Source organism: Streptomyces sp. NPDC020681 (assembly GCF_044334895.1).
Taxonomy (GTDB): Bacteria; Actinomycetota; Actinomycetes; order Streptomycetales; family Streptomycetaceae; genus Streptomyces.
Genome location: NZ_JBIRTX010000005.1, coordinates 269,340 through 286,438, shown reverse-complemented (window position 1 = coordinate 286,438; position 17,099 = coordinate 269,340). Strand labels below are relative to the sequence as shown.

Annotated in this window: 17 protein-coding genes; 6 read left to right on the top strand and 11 right to left on the bottom strand. The window is 69.6% G+C overall.

Features of this window, described 5'->3' with window-relative positions:
- Window positions 1–19: 19 nt before the first annotated feature.
- From ACH4YL_RS14295 to ACH4YL_RS14285, 3 genes are read left to right on the top strand one after another with little or no spacing between them, the layout of a single operon-like run.
- Window positions 20–301 carry a helix-turn-helix domain-containing protein gene (locus tag ACH4YL_RS14295; RefSeq protein WP_398507597.1) on the top strand — a complete coding sequence of 94 codons (282 nt, stop codon included), beginning with the start codon at window positions 20–22 and terminating at the stop codon, window positions 299–301.
- Window positions 298–1,884, top strand: a complete 1,587-nt coding sequence (locus ACH4YL_RS14290) for a helix-turn-helix domain-containing protein (RefSeq protein ID WP_398507596.1) — start codon at window positions 298–300, stop codon at window positions 1,882–1,884. Before ACH4YL_RS14295 ends, ACH4YL_RS14290 begins: the two co-directional genes overlap by 4 nt.
- Entirely contained in the window at window positions 1,877–2,446 is a 570-nt protein-coding gene (locus ACH4YL_RS14285) for a transcriptional regulator (RefSeq protein ID WP_398507595.1), read from the top strand. The genes ACH4YL_RS14290 and ACH4YL_RS14285 overlap by 8 nt, the downstream gene beginning before the upstream one ends.
- A gap of 222 nt (window positions 2,447–2,668) precedes the next feature.
- Here the strand turns inward: ACH4YL_RS14285 and ACH4YL_RS14280 are convergent, their stop codons facing one another.
- The 6 genes from ACH4YL_RS14280 to ACH4YL_RS14255 all read right to left on the bottom strand — a co-directional run bounded on the left by ACH4YL_RS14280 (window position 2,669) and on the right by ACH4YL_RS14255 (window position 9,264).
- Window positions 2,669–3,358, bottom strand: coding sequence for a hypothetical protein (locus tag ACH4YL_RS14280; RefSeq protein ID WP_398507594.1), 690 nt, complete (start codon window positions 3,356–3,358; stop codon window positions 2,669–2,671).
- 189 nt (window positions 3,359–3,547) lie between these two features.
- Window positions 3,548–5,464, bottom strand: coding sequence for a transglycosylase domain-containing protein (locus tag ACH4YL_RS14275; RefSeq protein ID WP_398507593.1), 1,917 nt, complete (start codon window positions 5,462–5,464; stop codon window positions 3,548–3,550).
- Window positions 5,465–5,533: 69 nt separating this feature from the next.
- Window positions 5,534–6,775: a sensor histidine kinase gene (locus ACH4YL_RS14270; RefSeq protein ID WP_398507874.1), complete on the bottom strand. Its 1,242-nt coding sequence runs from the start codon at window positions 6,773–6,775 to the stop codon at window positions 5,534–5,536.
- Between the two features lie 8 nt (window positions 6,776–6,783).
- Window positions 6,784–7,497, bottom strand: a complete 714-nt coding sequence (gene cseB / locus ACH4YL_RS14265) for a two-component system response regulator CseB (RefSeq protein WP_398507592.1) — start codon at window positions 7,495–7,497, stop codon at window positions 6,784–6,786.
- Entirely contained in the window at window positions 7,497–8,201 is a 705-nt protein-coding gene (locus ACH4YL_RS14260; RefSeq protein ID WP_398507591.1) for a hypothetical protein, read from the bottom strand. Before ACH4YL_RS14260 ends, cseB begins: the two co-directional genes overlap by 1 nt.
- 70 nt (window positions 8,202–8,271) lie before the next feature.
- On the bottom strand, window positions 8,272–9,264 hold the full coding sequence (locus ACH4YL_RS14255; protein WP_398507590.1) for an aldo/keto reductase: 993 nt from the start codon (window positions 9,262–9,264) through the stop codon (window positions 8,272–8,274).
- A gap of 185 nt (window positions 9,265–9,449) precedes the next feature.
- Here ACH4YL_RS14255 and ACH4YL_RS14250 point away from each other — a divergent pair, with 185 nt between their 5' ends.
- Window positions 9,450–9,893, top strand: a complete 444-nt coding sequence (locus ACH4YL_RS14250) for an SPW repeat protein (RefSeq protein WP_398507589.1) — start codon at window positions 9,450–9,452, stop codon at window positions 9,891–9,893.
- A 110-nt stretch (window positions 9,894–10,003) separates the two neighbouring features.
- On the opposite strand, the gene ACH4YL_RS14245 is transcribed toward ACH4YL_RS14250, so the two are convergent.
- Window positions 10,004–10,963 carry an endonuclease/exonuclease/phosphatase family protein gene (locus ACH4YL_RS14245; RefSeq protein ID WP_398507588.1) on the bottom strand — a complete coding sequence of 320 codons (960 nt, stop codon included), beginning with the start codon at window positions 10,961–10,963 and terminating at the stop codon, window positions 10,004–10,006.
- Window positions 10,964–11,095: 132 nt separating this feature from the next.
- Window positions 11,096–11,542 (bottom strand): SRPBCC family protein, encoded by a 447-nt coding sequence (locus ACH4YL_RS14240; RefSeq protein WP_398507587.1) that lies wholly within the window; start codon window positions 11,540–11,542, stop codon window positions 11,096–11,098.
- A gap of 195 nt (window positions 11,543–11,737) precedes the next feature.
- Here ACH4YL_RS14240 and ACH4YL_RS14235 point away from each other — a divergent pair, with 195 nt between their 5' ends.
- A complete protein-coding gene (locus ACH4YL_RS14235) occupies window positions 11,738–12,676 on the top strand; it encodes a lytic polysaccharide monooxygenase (protein ID WP_398507586.1) in 939 nt (312 codons plus the stop codon).
- Between the two features lie 22 nt (window positions 12,677–12,698).
- On the opposite strand, the gene merB is transcribed toward ACH4YL_RS14235, so the two are convergent.
- Complete coding sequence (gene merB / locus ACH4YL_RS14230; protein ID WP_398507585.1) at window positions 12,699–13,406, bottom strand: organomercurial lyase; 708 nt, start codon at window positions 13,404–13,406, stop codon at window positions 12,699–12,701.
- Between the two features lie 38 nt (window positions 13,407–13,444).
- Complete coding sequence (locus ACH4YL_RS14225) at window positions 13,445–14,197, bottom strand: DUF2470 domain-containing protein (RefSeq protein ID WP_398507584.1); 753 nt, start codon at window positions 14,195–14,197, stop codon at window positions 13,445–13,447.
- 125 nt (window positions 14,198–14,322) lie between these two features.
- Here ACH4YL_RS14225 and ACH4YL_RS14220 point away from each other — a divergent pair, with 125 nt between their 5' ends.
- Window positions 14,323–14,901, top strand: coding sequence for a YdeI family protein (locus tag ACH4YL_RS14220; protein ID WP_398507583.1), 579 nt, complete (start codon window positions 14,323–14,325; stop codon window positions 14,899–14,901).
- Window positions 14,902–14,964: 63 nt separating this feature from the next.
- Here the strand turns inward: ACH4YL_RS14220 and ACH4YL_RS14215 are convergent, their stop codons facing one another.
- A complete protein-coding gene (locus ACH4YL_RS14215; RefSeq protein WP_398507582.1) occupies window positions 14,965–16,965 on the bottom strand; it encodes a GTP-binding protein in 2,001 nt (666 codons plus the stop codon).
- Window positions 16,966–17,099 lie beyond the last annotated feature (134 nt).

Below are 17,099 nucleotides of genomic sequence, written 5' to 3'. Positions count from 1 at the left end.
AGATTGATAGAGTCCGCATATGCCGATGACGCTGAAGGAGACACTGCGGCTCACCGTCGCAGCCCTGATGCAGGCGACCGGGGACTCGCAGAACGACCTGGCGGGGCCTCTCGGTCTGACGCAGACGCAGATCTCCCGCCGCCAGTCCGGGCGCACCGCCTGGACCTTGGACGACTGCGATCTGCTCGCCGCTCACTTCGGTCTTCCCGCCCTCGATCTGCTGGCCGGCCCGACCCGCGCCTGCGAGCTGCTACCTGCCGCTCGCAGGCGCACCCTGTCGCCTCCGGGGGTGGCGCGGTGACGGACTTCGAGTCGGTCGATGCGCTGCTCGCCTCGGTGAGCGTCGAGGCCGAGCTGCCTCCCGCGGACGAACGCCGTTCGCTGCGTACGGCTCTGAAGCTCTCGCAGGCCGATGTGGCGCGAGCGCTCGGGGTCAACCCGAAGACGGTCGGCGGCTGGGAGTCGGGGCGGGAGCCCACCGGCGACGTACGAGCCAGGTACGCCTATCTCCTCGACGGGCTACGGGCGAAACTCCAGCCGGAGTCCGAGCCCGAGCCGGAGGCCGAGCCTGAGGCAGAGTCCGAGTCGGAGGCCGACGCGCCCGAGGTTCCGGAGCCCGAACCCGAACCCGAACACGAGCCCCAGCCTGAGCACGACGGCGACGGCGACGACGATGTCGAGGCCCTCGATCGACCGCAGGCCTGCGTCCTGTGCGGTCGTCCCGCGACGCACCAGGTGGCCGGGTTCCCGCAGCACCTCGACCCTGCCGACTGCGCGGCCGAGCAGCCCGCAGCCGCACCGGCACACGCGCCCGCACCCGCGCCGGCCTCCGCGCCGGCCTCCGCGCCCCGGTCCGAAAGGGGCTCCTCCTACCGGGCGTTCCAGCCGTCCTCCGAGCTGCCCGACCTGATCGGTGACGCAGTCCGTGCCGCGCTGGAGAAGCACGGCGGCGATGTCGAAGCGGCTGCCGCAGCTCTCCTGCGGCGTGCGATTCCGGACGCGATGATCCTGCTGGACGCCTGCCGCAAGGGCGCGCGGTACGACATCATCGGCCACCCGTGGATCCCGGACGTCCTCCGCAAGAAGACCGCGAAGGGCCCCGACGAGGTCTGGGAAGCCCGGCCGAAGTGGACCCGGCCGCAACTCCCGTCCGGACGGCACGAGATCACCGCTCTCGACATCAACGGCGCCTACCTCTCGGCGCTCAAGACGCATCTGCCGCTCGGTGAGCTCGAGCACTCCACCGGCGGCGGGCACGACCGGCGACGGGCCGGTGTACATCTGATCACGCCGCCCGCCTGGCACCACGACGACGTACTGCCCAATCCGATCGGCAACCGCGACGAGCCGGGTCCGCTGTGGGTCACCGAACCCACCCTGCGACTGCTGCTGCGGCTGTCGTCGGCGAAGTACGGGCTGTGCGAACCGCCCGTGATCCATGAGTCGTTCACCTCGGGCGCGACCGAGAACCTGCTCGAGAAGTTCCGCGGCGTACTGCGCGACGCCCGCGACAAGGCCATCGAGGAGAGCGACGACGTCACGCTCGAGTACGTGAAGGCGATGTACTCCAAGTTCGTGTCCACGATGGGGGAGTCGAACTACAACCGTGAGCTGTACCGGCCGGACTGGATGCACATCATCCGCTCCCAGGCGTTCGCCAATCTCTGGATGAAGGCCCACAAGGCCCACGACGAGGGCCTCACCGTGGTCCGCGCCATGGGCACCGACGAACTGCATGTGATGGGAGACTGGCGGCGCGTCTTCCCCGAGGGCCGCGGCGTCTCCGAGGTGAAGATCAAGGACGTCTACGAGGCGGGCGACACCGGTGACGAAGATGGCGCCGAAGACGGCGACGAGCACGCGGAAAGGGCGGTAAATGCCTGAGCGCACCATCGACTTCGGGCACTACGGCGCCCGCGGCATGAAGAGCTCCGAGGCCGCCGCGCGTCAGCTGGACCGCCTCGTCGAGGGCATCGCGTCGCCGGTCACGTCGAAGCGTGGTCTGCTCGCGCGCCTGCACTATCTGACGAGGACGCCGCACGCCCGCGTCGCCGCCCGCGAGGCGGGCCTGACCGCGACCGAGCGCACCGTCAAGGCGTGGCTGGACGGCAGGCGCAGCCCGTCCAGGGCGAACCTCGAACGGATCGATACGGCGTACTGGGCGGTGCGGCGCAGGAACGTCGCGCGCCATCTCCTCAGGCGCCTCAACGCGCGCGGTGGGACACGGGTGGAGCTCCATCCGCTCAACCAGTCCCAGGTGGCCCGCCCGCACCAGCGGGTGCTGGGCTTTCGCACGCTGAACATCCGTCACTGGGACGCCATCGTGCGGGCTTGGTCCGCGGGCGACTTCCAGGCGCTGGACGACGCCTGGATCGACCAGATCGCCGACCTGGGTTCGGACTGGGGCAAGTACGAGTACGTGACGAATCTGGGCTTCGCCGCCTGACGGCCAATGCCTGGGCCCCGGCCGGAGCCCGACCCTCAGGCCCGTGCCCAGGACAGTGGCGGTTTCCTGCCCATGAGCGTGTCCGGGCCGCTCACCCGCGCCGCGAGCGCATCGTCGACGGCGTCTGCCTGGACGGACCAGTCGCTCCCCTGCAAGCGGCCTCCAGGTCCGTCTCGGCGACCCGACGGCGGACCCGTACCGCGGGGGTCCGCCATCGATCGGTCAGGGCAGCTCCGGGATGGCCGGCAGCGCCGGTGTCTCCGGTACGGCGACGGTGTCTGTCGCGGGCAGAGTGAGAGGAGGAAGCGTGAGCGGCGGAAGAGTGACAGGCAGAACGGTGGCAGGAGGGAGGATGGCGGGCGGAAGGGCGGCCGGCGGCAGCGTGACCGGCGGAAGGGAGATCGGCGGCAGGCTGACAACGGGCAGGAGACCCGTGATGGTCCCGAGCGCCGTGTTGATCAGACCTGTCACGACCGCGAGCACGGAGCCGAGGACGTCACCAACGACGCCGGACGTGGCGGCCGCGAGAAGGTCGTCGATCACCTTCTGCAGCGCCGCGAGAGCATCGTCGACCGCGTCTGCCCGGACGGACCGGTCGCTCCCCTGCATCGAGGCGAGCTGGTCGTCGATCGCCTTGGAGTGCCTGGCCGCTTCCTCGGGCGACAGGCGGCCGCCATTGGCCGACAGTACGTCCTGAAGCAGGTCGGTCACGGTGGTCGGCACACCCTGCATGCCACGCAGGTCCTCGACCTGCTTGTCCAGTTGCTGCGAGCCGGGAAGCGGCGCCGCGGCGGCGGCGGCCGTCGGCGGGGCGGGTTCGGGTACGGAGGTCATGGCGGCCGCAGGGCCGGTCGCCGTGAGGATCAGCGCGGCGCACACGGCCGGCGGCACAAGAAGGCGGGTGAGACGCATGCAGGGGTTCCTTCCAGAGCTGGGACGGTCTCTTGCTCACCGTGTGAAGCGCTGTCACGCAACGCAACCGCGCCATACTTCGCCACCCCGGCCCTTGTCCGGAGCGGCGGCCCTGACCTGCGCTTTCTATTCGGCTCGTAGATCGACTGGACACTGCTGCATCCGTGTGAGCGGCACGAAGCGTGCGCGTCACTGCCCACTGCCCGCCGTCTCCTCCGGAGGCTGTGCGGTGGGCGTCGCGGTGTTCACGGGCCAGGGCGCATCGCCGCCGAGCGCCTGCTGCGAGTAGTTGGTCCAGATGGTGGCCGCCCAGCCCTCGCCGATGCCCTTGAGCGTGACCTGCTTGTGCGTTGTGGCGTCCTCGCCGAAGAGTCCGATCGAGGTCAGCAGCTCCTCCGTGGAGCCGATGAACCACTCGGCCTTGCGGTCGTCCGTATGCCCCGACTTGACGGTGACACCGTGTCGGCCGTCCGGGACCCACAGCGGGCCGGCCTTGTCGCGTCGTGCGCCGTCCGACCTCATGAACGAGTTGACCGACTCCGCGGCGAGCGAGCTGATCGCCCGGCCGCCCACCGCCTCACGCAGCTGCGTCCGTTCGCCGCCGCGCTCGGCCGACTTCACGATGGAAGGCGTGACCTTCTTGCCATCGTGCTGGAACGACGCGTACACGCTTGCCAGTTCCATCGGACTGGCTCCCATCAGCCCGAGCTTCACTGCCTGCGGTGCCGCGAAGTCGCTCTTGTCGAGGTCCATGCCGAGTGCGTTGGCGGTCTCCTTGATGTGCTCGTCGTCGGCCGGCTGGCTGCCGTCGGACTTGGCGTCCGTGGAGGCCGCGATGGCGACTGGTTCGAAGGCCGGGCCCGCCTGGTAGTCGGAGCGGGTGGCATTGCTGATGTACTGGCGCATGTAGTCGCGTCCGCCGTAGAGGGCGACGATGCGGCCGTTCCTCGGGTCCAGTGAGACCGCGCCCGCCTGCCGGTTCTTGCCGTCCGCCGCGGCGTCGGCCTGCTTGGACTCCGCTCCGGCGGCGAGTCCGACCTTCACGGCCTCCTCCAGGGCCCGTTGCCTGTCCGGATCGATGGTGAGCGTGATGCGCCAGCCGCCGCCCGCCAGCTCCTGTTCGCTGACCCCGGACGCCATCAGCTCACGCCGGGCCGCGTCCACGAGATAGCCGGCCTGGCCCGAGAGTCCCGCGGCGGGCGTGGGCGCCACCGGTGCGGGGAACTTCATCGTCTGCCGCTTGTCCTTGTCGAGCCAGTCCTGCTTGACCATGTTGTCGAGTACGTAATTCCAGCGCTGGACGACGAGTTTCTTGCCCTTGGGGCCGGCGATGGCCCAGTCGTACTGGCTCGGGGCCTGCAGCAAGGCGGCGAGATACGCGCCCTGTTCGACGCTGAGCTCCTCGACCTCGCGGTGGTAGTAGGCGCGGGCCGCCGCCTGGATGCCGTACGCGAGACGTCCGTAGTAGCTGCTGTTGAGATAGCCGGCGAGGATGTCGTCCTTCGAGTTCCGCTGGTCGACCTTGAGCGAGATGACCAGTTCCTTGACCTTGCGGCTGACGGTCTGTTCCTGGCTCAGGTAGTAGTTCTTGACGTACTGCTGCGTGATGGTCGAACCGCCTTGTGTGCCCTGGCCGGTGAGGGTGCTGGCGATGCCGCGGGCGGTGCCGGACAGCGAGACGCCGGAGTCGTTGTAGAAGTCCTTGTTCTCCGCCGCGACAAAGGCGTACCGCACGTCTTTCGGGACCCGGCTGAGCGGGACGGTTTCGCGGTTGATCTCGCCGGTGCGGGCGAGGCGGCTGCCGTCGCTGTAGAGATAGACATTGCTCTGCGCCTTGGCCAGTGCGTTGGCCTGCGGAATGTCGATGGTGATGTAGAGGTAGGTGAATCCGCCGGCCAGCAGGGCGCATACGGTGAAGACGGCGACGAGCGCCTTCTTCCAGGTGAAACAGCGGCGGATACGGGAGCGCTTCCTCTTCCGGCGGTGCCGCCTGGGTGTGGTGGCGCCGTCCGCCGCAGCTCTCGCCTCTCTGGACGCACCTGCCTCGCCGACCTTGCTCGCCTGCTGCCTCTCCGCTGTCCGGCCCGGACTCCACCTGGTACGCATGGCGCCATCCTCAGCGCCGAAGATCTTCGTAAACCGGAAGCGGAGCATCGGCTGTGCCTCGGAGATGTATCAGCCGTGTATCGGCTCCTTCTCCGGAAGGCGGAGCGTCGCCTCCGCGCCGCCGTCCCGGGCGTTGGTGAACTCCAGTGTCGCGCCGATGAGTTGGGCCTGGCCGAGCGCGATGGTTAGTCCGAGGCCGTGCCCGGTGCCGCGTTCGCGTGCGCCGGTGCGGAAGCGCTGCGGCCCGTCGTCGAGCACGGCATCCGGATAACCGGAACCGTGGTCGCGCACCTTCACGGTCCGGCCGTCCGCCGCCACGGTCACTGTCACCGGCGGGCTGCCGTGCCGGTGCGCGTTGACGATCAGGTTGCTGAGGATCCGTTCCAGCCGGCGCGGGTCGGTCCACACCTCGGCGCTCTCCGCGCCTTCTTCAACGACCACTTCCATCGGCGCGGCGGGCAGGCCGGGGCGGGCGGCCATGTCTTCGACGAGCGGGCCGAGGCGGCAGGGCGAGAGGTCCGGCCGCTCGGCCCCGGCGTCGAGCCGGGAGATCTCCAGCAGGTCTTCGACCAGGGCGGCCAGCACGCGGACGCGGTCGCGGACGTAGCCGGCCGCCTGGCCGCCCTCGGGGAGCAGTTCGGCGGCGGTGACCAGCCCCATCAGCGGTGTACGGAGTTCATGCGCGACATCCGCCGTGAACCGCTGCTCGCTGCGCAGCCGTTGCTGCAGGGCTGCGGCCATCGTGTCGACGGCCGTGGAGATTTCGGCGATCTCGTCCCGCGGCCGTGGCGCGGCCTCGATACGCGCGTCGAGGTCGCCGTCCGCGATCCGCCGAGCAGTCCCGGCGGCGGCGCGCAGCCTGCGGCTCATCCGGCCCGCGCTGACCACACCGAGCGGCAGCACGACCGCGGTCGTCAGCACGCCGGCCCAGGCCATGCTGGTGTCGAGCGCGCCGATGTCGCGCAGTGTGGTGGTCAGGTCGATGCGTACGGACAGCACCCGCTCGCCGGCCGGCCGAGCGGCCCACATCGCCGGTCCCTCGGGATCGGTCGCGTACTCGGTTCCTTTGCGGCCCCGGGCCGCGAGATCGCGGAGACCCTCGGGCAGGCCGGGCGCGTCGAGCACGGCTCCGGTGCCCTGGACCGTGCCGCTGCGGGCGTAGGTGAGGGCGGCCCGGTCGAGGGTCGTACTGGCCGCGTCACGGGCCTGGTTGAGCTCCCGGTCGCGGGAGGCGTGATGGACGATGAAGCCGACGGCGGCGGCGACCGCGCAGATGGCCGCGGCGACAAGGGCGGCGATCCGCCATCTCAACGGCACGGTCAGCGCCGGAACTTGTAGCCGAAGCCGCGGACCGTCTCGATCCGCTCCGCGCCGATCTTTACGCGCAGCCGTTGGACATGGAGGTCGACGACGCGGCTGTCACCGTGCCAGGCGTGGTCCCAGACCCGGTTGAGCAGTGTCCGCCGTTCGAGTACGACTCCTGGTGAGGCGGCGAACTCCAGCAGCATGCGCAGCTCGGTGGGCGTCAGCGCCAGTGGCTGCCCGGCGCGGTGCACATCCATGCCGCGGGTGTCGATGGTCAGCTCGCCGAAGGTGAGGACGGCCGTGTCGGGAGTGTCCGCGGGAGCCGGCGTGAAGGACACGCGGCGCAGCAGCGAGCGGATCCGGGCGACCAGCACGGAACTCTCGCAGGGCTTGACCACATAGTCGTCGGCACCGGCCTCAAGACCGGAGATGACGTCGAGCGAGTCGCCTCGTGCGGACATCATCAGGATGGGCGCGAGGCTGAGTTCGCGGATGCGGCGGCACAGTCCGATGCCGTCGAGATGCGGCAGCATCACATCGAGCAGCAGCAGATCCGGGTTCTTCTCGCGGAACATCTCCAGGCCGGACAGGCCGTCGGCGGCGGTGGAGACGGTGAATCCATAGCGTTCGAGGAGCATGCGGACGGTGCTGCGGATGACCTCGTCGTCCTCGACGAGCAGCAGGTGCGCGTCGTCGGCGGTGCCGTGCGGGGTGAGGTGGCTCGTCATCAGGTTGTCCTGGGGGCGGGGCTCGGTGACTCGGACGGTTCGGGGGTGACGGGGTCCTGCGGGGCGGCCGCGGTCAGTTCGGTGCCGTTCCACCGGTAGCGGGTGGTGAAGCGGCCGTCCTTGCCGGTCGAGGTGAGCACCAGATCGTGGCCGAAGGTCTCGCCGGTGGCGCCGAGTCCGCTCCAGCTGATGAGGATCGGCCGGACGGCGGTGCCGAAGGCCCGGTAGACCTGGATCAGCGTCAGTCCGGCCACCTGGTCGTCGACCGCCACCACGAGTTCGTCCTTGCCGTCGCCGGTGAGATCCCGGTGGACGGGCGCGCGCAGACCGCAGTCGGTGCCGGGGCAGTCGAGGAGGACCGTGCGCACCAGCTCAGGGACATTGGGGTCGTGTTCCAGCAGCTGCTTCACCGGCAGTTGCTTCAGCCCGCCCGCGGGTGCCTCGATGCCTTTGACGTTCGCGTACCGGCGAAACGGAGTGGTGGTTTCGCGGTCGGGCTCGACCGGCGGCGTGTACTCGGGCCACAGCGGGGACGAGCTGACCGGCGGCGACAGCCGTGGCGCGGCCCCGCCGTCGCGTGCCCCGGTATCGGCCGCGCACCCTGTCAGTCCCGTGGCCAGGCCTGCCGTCGCCGCGCAGCCGACGAAGGCGGCCAGGAAGGGCCGCCCGGGACGGTGGGGGCCGCTGCGGGGGGAGTGACGCATAGGCGTATCACCCTACCGGCGGGGCCTTCAGGACATTGGCGGGGTGCCGAACGAGTGGCCGGTTCGAGGGCTACCAGCGGTGATGGACCTGCGCGCGGATCCTGCTGTCGTAGAGGTCCCGTACCGCGTCGAGCGTGGCTGCGGGCAGCGGCGGCAGCGAGGCGGCGCCGGCGTTGGTCCTGGCTTGTCCGGCCGAGCGCGCACCTGGGATCACGCTGCTGACGCCGGGCTGCTGGATGATCCAGCGCAGCGCGGTCTGAGCGGGTGTCGCCTCGTCCGGCGCTAGCGCGGCGAACTCCACGGCCGCCTCGACACCTGTCCCGTAGTCGACGCCGGAGAAGGTCTCGCCCTGGTCGAAGGCCTCGCCGTGCCGGTTGTAGGTCCGGTGGTCGTCTGCCGCGAAGACGGTGTCCTTGGTGTACTTGCCGGACAGCAGTCCGGATGCGAGAGGCACCCGGGCGATGATCCCGACGCCGGCCTCGGCCGCCGCCGGAAGCACCCTCTCCAGCGGCTTGAGGCGGAACGGGTTGAGAATGATCTGGACACTCGCGGTGCCCGGCCGTGCGATCGCGGTGAGCGCCTCGGCGCAGGTCTCGACGCTCACCGCGTACGCCGCGATCCGCTTCTCGGCGACCAGCGTGTCGAGCGCGTCGAAGACGGCGTCGGAGGAGTAGACCGCCGACGGCGGGCAGTGCAGCTGCACCAGGTCGAGGGTGTCCATGCCGAGGTTCTGGCGCGAACGGTCGTTCCAGGCGCGGAAGTTGTCGAGTACGAAGTTCTCCGGGACCTGGTCGGCGCGGCGGCCCATCTTCGTGGCCACGAACACATCCGCGTCCGGGCGTTCGCGCAGATAGCGACCTATCAGCTGCTCGCTGCGGCCGTCGCCGTACACATCGGCGGTGTCGAAGAAGGTGACTCCGGTGTCGACAGCGGCGTCCAGGACGGAGAAGGCGTCCTCCTCGCGCACGTCGCCCCAGTCCGCGCCGAGCTGCCAGGTGCCCAGTCCGACGACGGAGACGCTTCGACCGGTCCTGCCCAAGACACGCTGTTCCATGGCGCGCATCCTATGCCGCTCGATCTTGCGGCCTCCGGGCGACCGCACGGGCCGCACAACGGGGCGGAACCTGCTGGTCCGTATGACTACACATAAGGAATGGATAAGAGCAAAATGGAGGAGCGCGGCCGAGGAGCGCGGCTCCGCGGCACGCGCAGCGGTCGGACTTGCAGCACAAGAAGGAGGCGAGTCGCATGGCCGATGTCTCACACAGGGGAGACCTGGCGGGTCATCCCGACATCACTGAAATGCGAGACCGCTACGCTCGCATGCTCAAGGGGCGCGACGTGGCCCTCGTGGACGGCCCGGTGTTCCTTGTCGGCCTGGCCTGCGCAGCGTCCCCGTGGATCGTCCACTTCTCCGGCAACCAGCCGGCTCTCACGACGCACAACCTGATCATGGGCATCGCGATAGCCGTGCTCGCGCTCGGGTTCACCGTCACCCCGGACCGGATGTACGGCCTGAGCTGGGCCATGTGCGCCATAGGCGTGTGGATGATCATCGCGCCCTGGATCGTCGGCACCAACCCGGACGCGGGAGTCATCTGGACCAACGCAATTATCGGCGGCCTCACCTTCCTGCTGGGGCTCGCCTGCGCGGCCGTGGCGATGAGGAGCAATCGAGCCACCACCGCCTGAGCAGGGTGTTCCCCTGACGGGACATGCATGACACGCCGAGGCCGGCCTGCCGCACGGCAGGCCGGCCGTCGTTTGCGCAGCGTCCCAAGCACTGTGTGCCGATGCGGACGTCAGACGGTGATCCGAATCCAGACCGGCGCGTGGTCGGACCCTGCGGCGTCGCGGCGTTCGGCCGGGATCTCGTCGACCGACGGCAGCGTCGGCGGCTCGTCGGCGTCGACGAGACCGGTGCCCGCCGACTCCACACGGTCGAGGAGTTGATGGCTGATCAGTATGTGGTCGATGAGTTCGCCGCGGCCGGCGTGGACACGGGAGAACCGCCGGTCCTCGGGTATGAGCGGCGCGACGTTCCACAGCCGGACCGTGTCGCCCTTGTCGGGATGCGCGAATCCGGACGTGCCGATCTCGGACCCCGGCGGGCCATGCAGGATCTGCGTCGTGGCGGCGCTCGGCTCGTCGTTCAGATCGCCGAGCACGGCCACCGCGCGCTGCCTGCCCTGTCCTTCGAGCAGTTCGTCGGCCAGCGCGCGCAGCGTCGCCGCCTCGGCTGCGCGGCGGAACAGCGCATAGGCGCCGTACCGCGCACGCTCGCCCTCGTCGCGCGGCTGGAACCGGCCGTCGGGGAAGGAGAGCAGCTTGGACTTGAGATGACAGACGGCCACATCGAGCGGCCGGCCGCCACCCGGCTCGATGCGCACCGCGAGTGCGCCACGGCCCATGCCGGACGTCGGGTCGTCGCTGTCGTCGCTCTGTACGGGACGCAGCTGCTCGGGAAAGGTGTCGACGTCGGCGAGGACCGTGAGCGGATGGCGGCTGAGAAAGCCGACACGGATGCCCCGGTCGTCCGCGTGCTGTGACAGTGAGGTGTGCCAGCCGCCGCTCAGCAGGCCGGTCAGGTCCTCGAGCGCGTCGGGATCCCCGACCTCCTGGATGCCCAGCAGGCCGGGGTCGAGCGCTTCGATGGTGGCCGCGAGCGAGGCGAGTTTCGCTTCGTACGAGGTCTTGTCCCTGGGCCCGGAGGGGCCGCCCGGCCGGTAGAGGCTTTCGAGGTTCCACGTACCGAGGAGCAATGCATGGCTCCCGTCAGGAGAGTGTCCGGGCAGCCATCGTGACAGCGTGGAGCGTCGCGAACCAGCCGTCAGACCTCAACCAGCCGTCAGGCCTTCGGGACGGCAGGAGCCGGGAAGTCTCCCGTCGGGACGTCAGGAAGCCTCGACAGCCGTCTTGATGCGCCCGGCGAAGGCGTCGGCGTCCTTGCGTGCCGCGCTCAGGGCCAGTGGGGTCAGCAGTTTGCCGATCCCATGGCCTTCGAGCGAGTTGAAGACCCGCAGCCGCGTATTGCCGTCGGCGGTGGACTCGAGGTCGTAGCCGCCTTCCTTGGACGTCACGATGTTCTTCGAGACCTCGGTCCAGCGGAGCCTGGTCGGCGGCTGGAGTTCGCTGATCCTGATCTGCCGCTTGGTCGTCATGCCGGCGTCCTTGACCGTGCTCGCGAAGACGGTGCCGACCGCGGTCGGGCCCTCCGGCGTCTTGGCGATCTGCTGCACTCTGGGGCTGAACTTCGGATCGTTCTCGCCGTCGGAGAGGAACGCGAAGACCTCCTCGATGGGGCGGTTGATCTGGACCGTTGCCTCGAACTGACCCGCCATGGTTCCTCCACTGATGGCCCGCTTCGCGCTGCGGCGTGCGGACAGCGTTCCAGGCCCCCTGCAAGAAGTCTCGCAGCAGACTCGCGGCTTGTCGCCGCGACCAGGGCGGCCCGTGTGGCACCGGGGTGAACGCTCACCCCGACAGGGCCGTAATACACGGCAGGCTGCCGGGCCGACAAGGGAGGTCTGCCGAGAATGACCGTTCGCCGCACTGTCACCGCCGCCGCAATCGCCGGCGTCGTGCCGCTCGTGCTCACCATCGTCACCGCCGGGGTCGCCCAGGCGCACGGCGCGCCGACCGACCCCGTCAGCCGCGTTGCGGCGTGCGGACCCGAGGGGGCTCAGCGTGCGTCGGCGGCCTGCGGGGCCGCCGTCGCCGCGAACGGGGGAGAGACGTTCGATGCCTGGGACAACCTCCGCGTGGCCGATGTCCGGGGCAGAGACCGCCAGGTGATACCGGACGGACACCTGTGCAGCGCAGGCCTCGACGCCTACAAGGGCCTGGACGTCGCCCGCGCGGACTGGCCCGCGACACCGCTGAAGGCGGGCCGCGACTTCACGCTCACCTACCGGTCGACGATCCCGCACAAGGGCACGTTCAGCCTGTATCTGACCAAGCAGGGCTACGATCCGGCCGCACCGCTGCGCTGGGACGATCTGGCGGCCGAACCCTTCGCGAAGGCCACCGATCCGCGGCTGGAGAACGGCGCGTACCGGATCCGCGGCAAGCTCCCGACTGACCTGACGGGTCGCCATATGCTCTACACGGTCTGGCGGAACACGGACACGCCGGACACGTACTACTCCTGCTCGGACGTGGACCTGGGCGGCGATGCCCAGCAGCCGCCCGCGGACCCGCCGCCGGCCGACCCGCCGGCCGCCGATCCGGCACCCGCCGAACCATTGCCCGCCGACCCGCCGGCCGCTGATCCGACGGCCGATCAGCCCGCCGAGGAGCAGCAACAGCCGGTGACTCAGCCGCCGCCGGTCCAAGGCGCCGGGCAGCAGGCGGCCGCCGCCGCGGAGAGCCGGGACGACAGCACCACCGTGCTGGTCGGCGCCGGGGCTGCCGTACTCGCACTGCTCGCGCTGGGATCGGCACTGCTGTTCCGGCCGCGCCGCGGCCGTCGCTAGCGGTACGCGTCGGGGCTGCCGGTCAGTCGGCCGGCAGCCCCCAGAACGGGCCGCGCAGCCCCACTTCCGCGAAGTACGCGGCGGCGAGCAACGGTTCACGACGCCGGTAGCCGCGGTCCATGCGTCCTGCGTACCAGCCGCGGGCGAGCCGCCACAGAGTGGCGAGGTCCATCACGTAGCCGCGTTCCTGGCCGGTGGCGGTCAGCCAGTCGTCGACGCAGCCGACCGAGCAGAACAGCCGCTGGTTGCCGCAGGCGTGCACCACGTCGTCCCAGATGCGGTGGACAGGGACGAGGAAATGGGCCACCTGGCCGCCGGGCGGAGGCGCGTCCCGGCCGACCGCCCAGGCGTGCGGAGCGCCGCAGGCCGGGCAGCGGGTCGCGACCAGCACTTCCTGTTCGTCGCCGAGCAGATGGGGCACGGCGAAGGCGTCCCAGGCGCAACCGCCCCACCACAGCGTGTGTGAGCCCATCACGGAGAACCCGAGCGGGACGGCCGAGAAAGGGTGAGCCATCACGATGCGCTCGTCGTCCTTGGGGTCCAGCACGATGTCGCGGCTGCGCTGCAGTCGCTGGAACGCCTGCCGCACCTGAGCCGGCGTGAGACCGGTCCGGTCGGCCAGCTCGGCGGTACCGGGTGCGCGGCCGGCGCGGGCGAAGCCCTCGTACACGGTCAGGCGGACGTCCTCAGTCCGTTCCTCGTCGGCCGTCGGGTCCGGTGCTTGAGTCATGCCCCTCATCCAACTCCGTCAGCCGGGCCGGAGCCTGCTCAGGACGGCAGCCAGTTCCGCGGAGAGCGGTGCCGGGCGGTGTTGAGCAGTGCGTGGATGCGTACGCCTGCCTGGTCGACGTCCCTGATCGGCGCGGGGAAGGGCAGACGGGCGTCGTCGTGGGTCCGGTCGTATTCGAGGCGCAGGGTGATGCCGTACCGGTCGATGGCGACCGGCACGGCGCGACGGACGCCCATCGCCAGCCGCGGCTTCACCAGCCGCAACAGGAGCCCCACCAGGTCGCTGTGGTCGTCGACCAGATGTGTGAGCATGCCGGCCTCGCAGGTGGCCAGCGGATCCGTTTCGGCGGCGCTCAGTTCGTCGAGGCTGACGGTGACGCGCTCGCCCGCTGTTTCCAGGACGGCATGGGCGAACTCCATGCACCGGCTGCCCTTGGGCGACATGTGCGACGCGTCATTGGCGTTGATCAGCCAGCCGGCGAGGAAGACACGGGCGCGCACGCGGTCGCGTACCGGGGTCGGCGCGATGTCGGTGAACTCCAGCGTGGCACGCACGTGTCCGTCCGAAGGCGAGTCCGACGCGGAGCTCGAAGCCCAGTCCGCCGGGCCGTCACCCTCGCGCAGCGTCGCCGGGTGGAGATGGATGTGCTCGGAGACGCCGGTTCCGTCCAGTCTGGAGACCTCGGTGCGTTCCTCGTCCGTGACCACGGTCATGGAATCGGCGGCCGCCAGGATCGACCGGATCCGTTCCGCGCTGGTCGGCTGCGCGAGTGGGGTGTTGAAGAGGCGCATCCAGTCTCCACATAGAAAGTAAGGTTAGGTTTACCTAACTCAGCTGTCGGGGCCGGCCTCCGCCAACCCCGCGCCGTATCGTCGAGTCAGCCGGGCTTCGACGGCCCCGGGGTCATGGAGGGCAGATGGAAACGTTCGACGGCGCGGAGGCCCTGTTCTTCGAGGACTGGACCGCACTGGAGGACTGGCTCTCGGAGAATCACGGACTGACGGCCGGAGTGTGGCTGAAGCTGGCCAAGAAGAGCTCCGGGATCGCGTCCGTGAATTCCGAGGAAGTCATCGATGTCGCGCTCTGCTACGGCTGGATCGACGGCCAGCGCAGGTCCTTCGACGAGACGCACTACCTGCAGAAGATCACACCCCGCAGGCCGAGAAGCCTGTGGTCGCAGGTGAATGTGCGCAAGGTCGAGGCCCTTGACGCCGCCGGGCGGATGCGCGAGCCGGGACGCGCGGAAATCGCCCGCGCCAAGGCGGACGGGCGCTGGGACGCCGCGTACGAGTCGCAGAAGACGGCCACCGTCCCACCCGATCTCGAGGCCGCACTGGAGCAGAACGAACCCGCCGCGCGCTTCTTCGGGCAGCTCAACAAGACCGACCGATACGCCGTCATCCTGCACCTGTTGACGGCCAGAACCCCCAAGACCCGAGCAGCGCGGCTGCAGTCGGTGATCGCCTCGCTGGAGGCGGGACAGAAGCCTCGCTGAGCAACCGTCCGTGCCAGAAGGTCCGCTGAGCAACCCGCCGTCCCGTCGCCGCGACCGCATGGCTTACGACCGCCCGCCGACTCTCCGCACCACCTTGAGCAGATACTCCTTGCGGTCGAGCGGATCGTGGTCCGTCCGCGGCCGGTTCGGAATCGCTCCGGTGACCGGCTGATAGCGCTCGAAGGCGGTCTCCAGCACGCCCTCGCCGCGGCTCAACGCGGGCAGCTGCTGCTGCAGTTCATGCACCCGGGCCGCCGGAATCTCGCCCTCCAGCGTGCAGGTCGAGGCGCCCAGGACAGGCGTGTGCGCCGTGGCACGCAGCCTGGCCAGCACCGGCAGCACCGGCCCCAGCAGATCCGCCGGAAGCTCCAGCACGAAGCGGTGCATCGGCTCGTGGACGGTCGTACCGGCCTCTTGCAGCGCGCTCATCAGGACCAGCGGCGTCAGGTTGCGGAAGTCGCCGGCCGTGCTGGACATGCTTTTGTCGAAGGTGCCGTGCGCATGGCTCTGCCGCGCCCAATAGCCGGAATGCGTCATCGTGACCGTGCAGTCGGTGACCTGCCAGCCGTGAATTCCTTGCTGCAGTGTCTCTTTCACGGTCTCCTCGACCGCCGTCATGAAGGAGTACGGCATCGAACCGAGCTCGACCTCCAGCCGGAATTCCACCCCGGAGCCGACCGGAGCCGGATCGACCCGCAGTCCGACGGTCGCGAGAAACGGATTGGGATCCTTGTCGATGATCTCGAAAGCCGCACCGGTGCCGTTGGGCCGCTCCAGGCAGATCGTGGTCGTCTCGCGGAAGGTGACGTCGACGCCGAAGTCATTCGCCAGCGTCGCCTGAATGACCTCCTTCTGCACCTCGCCATAGAGCGAGAGGGACACTTCCTGCCGGATGTCGTCCTGCCGCAGATTGATCAGCGGATCCTGCTCGGCGAGCCGGCTGAGCGCCGCATGCATCGCGCCCTTGTCGGCCGGACGGCCGGGAACGACGACCGTCTCCAGCGTCGGCGGAGCGAAGAAATGATCCACCGGGCCGGCCGCTTTGGATACGCCGATCACATCGCCGATCCGGATGTCGCCAAGGCCCCACAGCTTGCCGATCTGCCCGGCGGAGACAGCGGCGCTCCGCACCGCAGGCCCCCGGTCGAACACCTCGACCGCCGTGACCTTGCCCTCCGCACCGTCGCGGAAGGACAGCCTGTCGCGGGTCCGTACGGTCCCCGACACCATCCGGACGTACGCCACCTTCTCTCCGGCCGGCCCGCGTTCGACCTTGAACACCGTGCCCGAGACCGGGCCCTCGGCATTGCCCTCGGCCGCGGGCAGCAGCTCGCGGACCCCGGCGATCAGCGCGTCCACGCCCGCGCCCGTGATGGCCGAACCGAAGAACACCGGATGCACCAGCGTCTGCCGTGTCTGCTCGGCGAGTTCGGCTCGCAGCCGGTCGTACGAGAGCGGGCTGTCGCCCTCGACGTATGCCGCGAGGAGCATGTCGTCGTGGTCGGCGAGCAGATCGACAAGACGGGTGGTGAAGCCGTCGTCATCGGCGGTGTACGGCGCGAATCCGGCATCGCGCGTGCCAAGACCGCCGGCCGAACCCATCGCGACGACGGCCGGAGTCAGCCTCTCGGACATGCTCTTCAGCACGCCCTCGTACTGCGCGCCACCGCGGTCGATCTTGTTCACGAACACCAGTGTCGGAATACGCAGCCGCCGCAGTGTCCGCATCAGCACGCGGGTCTGCGCCTGCACGCCTTCCACCGCGGAGACGACCAGCACGGCGCCGTCGAGCACGCTCAGTACGCGCTCCACCTCGGCGATGAAATCCGGGTGGCCGGGAGTGTCGATCAGATTGACCGTGACATCGTCGACGGCGAAGGACACGACGGCGGACTTGATGGTGATGCCGCGTTGCCGTTCCAGCGCGAGAGAATCGGTCTGGGTACTTCCGTCGTCGACGCTGCCGATCGCGTCGATGACACCGGCGGAATGGAGCAGCCGCTCGGTCAGGCTCGTCTTACCGGCGTCAACATGCGCCAGAATTCCCAAGTTCAGCGTTTGCACGAAGCTTCATGTCCTCTGGGTGGATGGAAATTCCCCTGGTGATGGACATGAATGCCTTCAGCATGTGCTTTCTCCCTGGTCGGCCGATGTGCGTTGAACAGTGCAGCAGAGGGCCGGCCGGGGCGGCAACCGGA

What these genes read in the sequence shown, in the direction of transcription:
- ACH4YL_RS14295 (WP_398507597.1), top strand. Translation starts at nt 20, where the DNA reads ATGCCGATGACGCTGAAGGAGACACTGCGGCTCACCGTCGCAGCCCTG.
- ACH4YL_RS14285 (WP_398507595.1), top strand. Translation starts at nt 1,877, where the DNA reads ATGCCTGAGCGCACCATCGACTTCGGGCACTACGGCGCCCGCGGCATG.
- ACH4YL_RS14280 (WP_398507594.1), bottom strand. Translation starts at nt 3,358, where the DNA reads ATGCGTCTCACCCGCCTTCTTGTGCCGCCGGCCGTGTGCGCCGCGCTG.
- ACH4YL_RS14275 (WP_398507593.1), bottom strand. Translation starts at nt 5,464, where the DNA reads ATGCGTACCAGGTGGAGTCCGGGCCGGACAGCGGAGAGGCAGCAGGCG.
- cseB (WP_398507592.1), bottom strand. Translation starts at nt 7,497, where the DNA reads ATGACGAGCCACCTCACCCCGCACGGCACCGCCGACGACGCGCACCTG.
- ACH4YL_RS14260 (WP_398507591.1), bottom strand. Translation starts at nt 8,201, where the DNA reads ATGCGTCACTCCCCCCGCAGCGGCCCCCACCGTCCCGGGCGGCCCTTC.
- ACH4YL_RS14255 (WP_398507590.1), bottom strand. Translation starts at nt 9,264, where the DNA reads ATGCGCGCCATGGAACAGCGTGTCTTGGGCAGGACCGGTCGAAGCGTC.
- ACH4YL_RS14250 (WP_398507589.1), top strand. Translation starts at nt 9,450, where the DNA reads ATGGCCGATGTCTCACACAGGGGAGACCTGGCGGGTCATCCCGACATC.
- ACH4YL_RS14240 (WP_398507587.1), bottom strand. Translation starts at nt 11,542, where the DNA reads ATGGCGGGTCAGTTCGAGGCAACGGTCCAGATCAACCGCCCCATCGAG.
- ACH4YL_RS14235 (WP_398507586.1), top strand. Translation starts at nt 11,738, where the DNA reads ATGACCGTTCGCCGCACTGTCACCGCCGCCGCAATCGCCGGCGTCGTG.
- merB (WP_398507585.1), bottom strand. Translation starts at nt 13,406, where the DNA reads ATGACTCAAGCACCGGACCCGACGGCCGACGAGGAACGGACTGAGGAC.
- ACH4YL_RS14225 (WP_398507584.1), bottom strand. Translation starts at nt 14,197, where the DNA reads ATGCGCCTCTTCAACACCCCACTCGCGCAGCCGACCAGCGCGGAACGG.
- ACH4YL_RS14220 (WP_398507583.1), top strand. Translation starts at nt 14,323, where the DNA reads ATGGAAACGTTCGACGGCGCGGAGGCCCTGTTCTTCGAGGACTGGACC.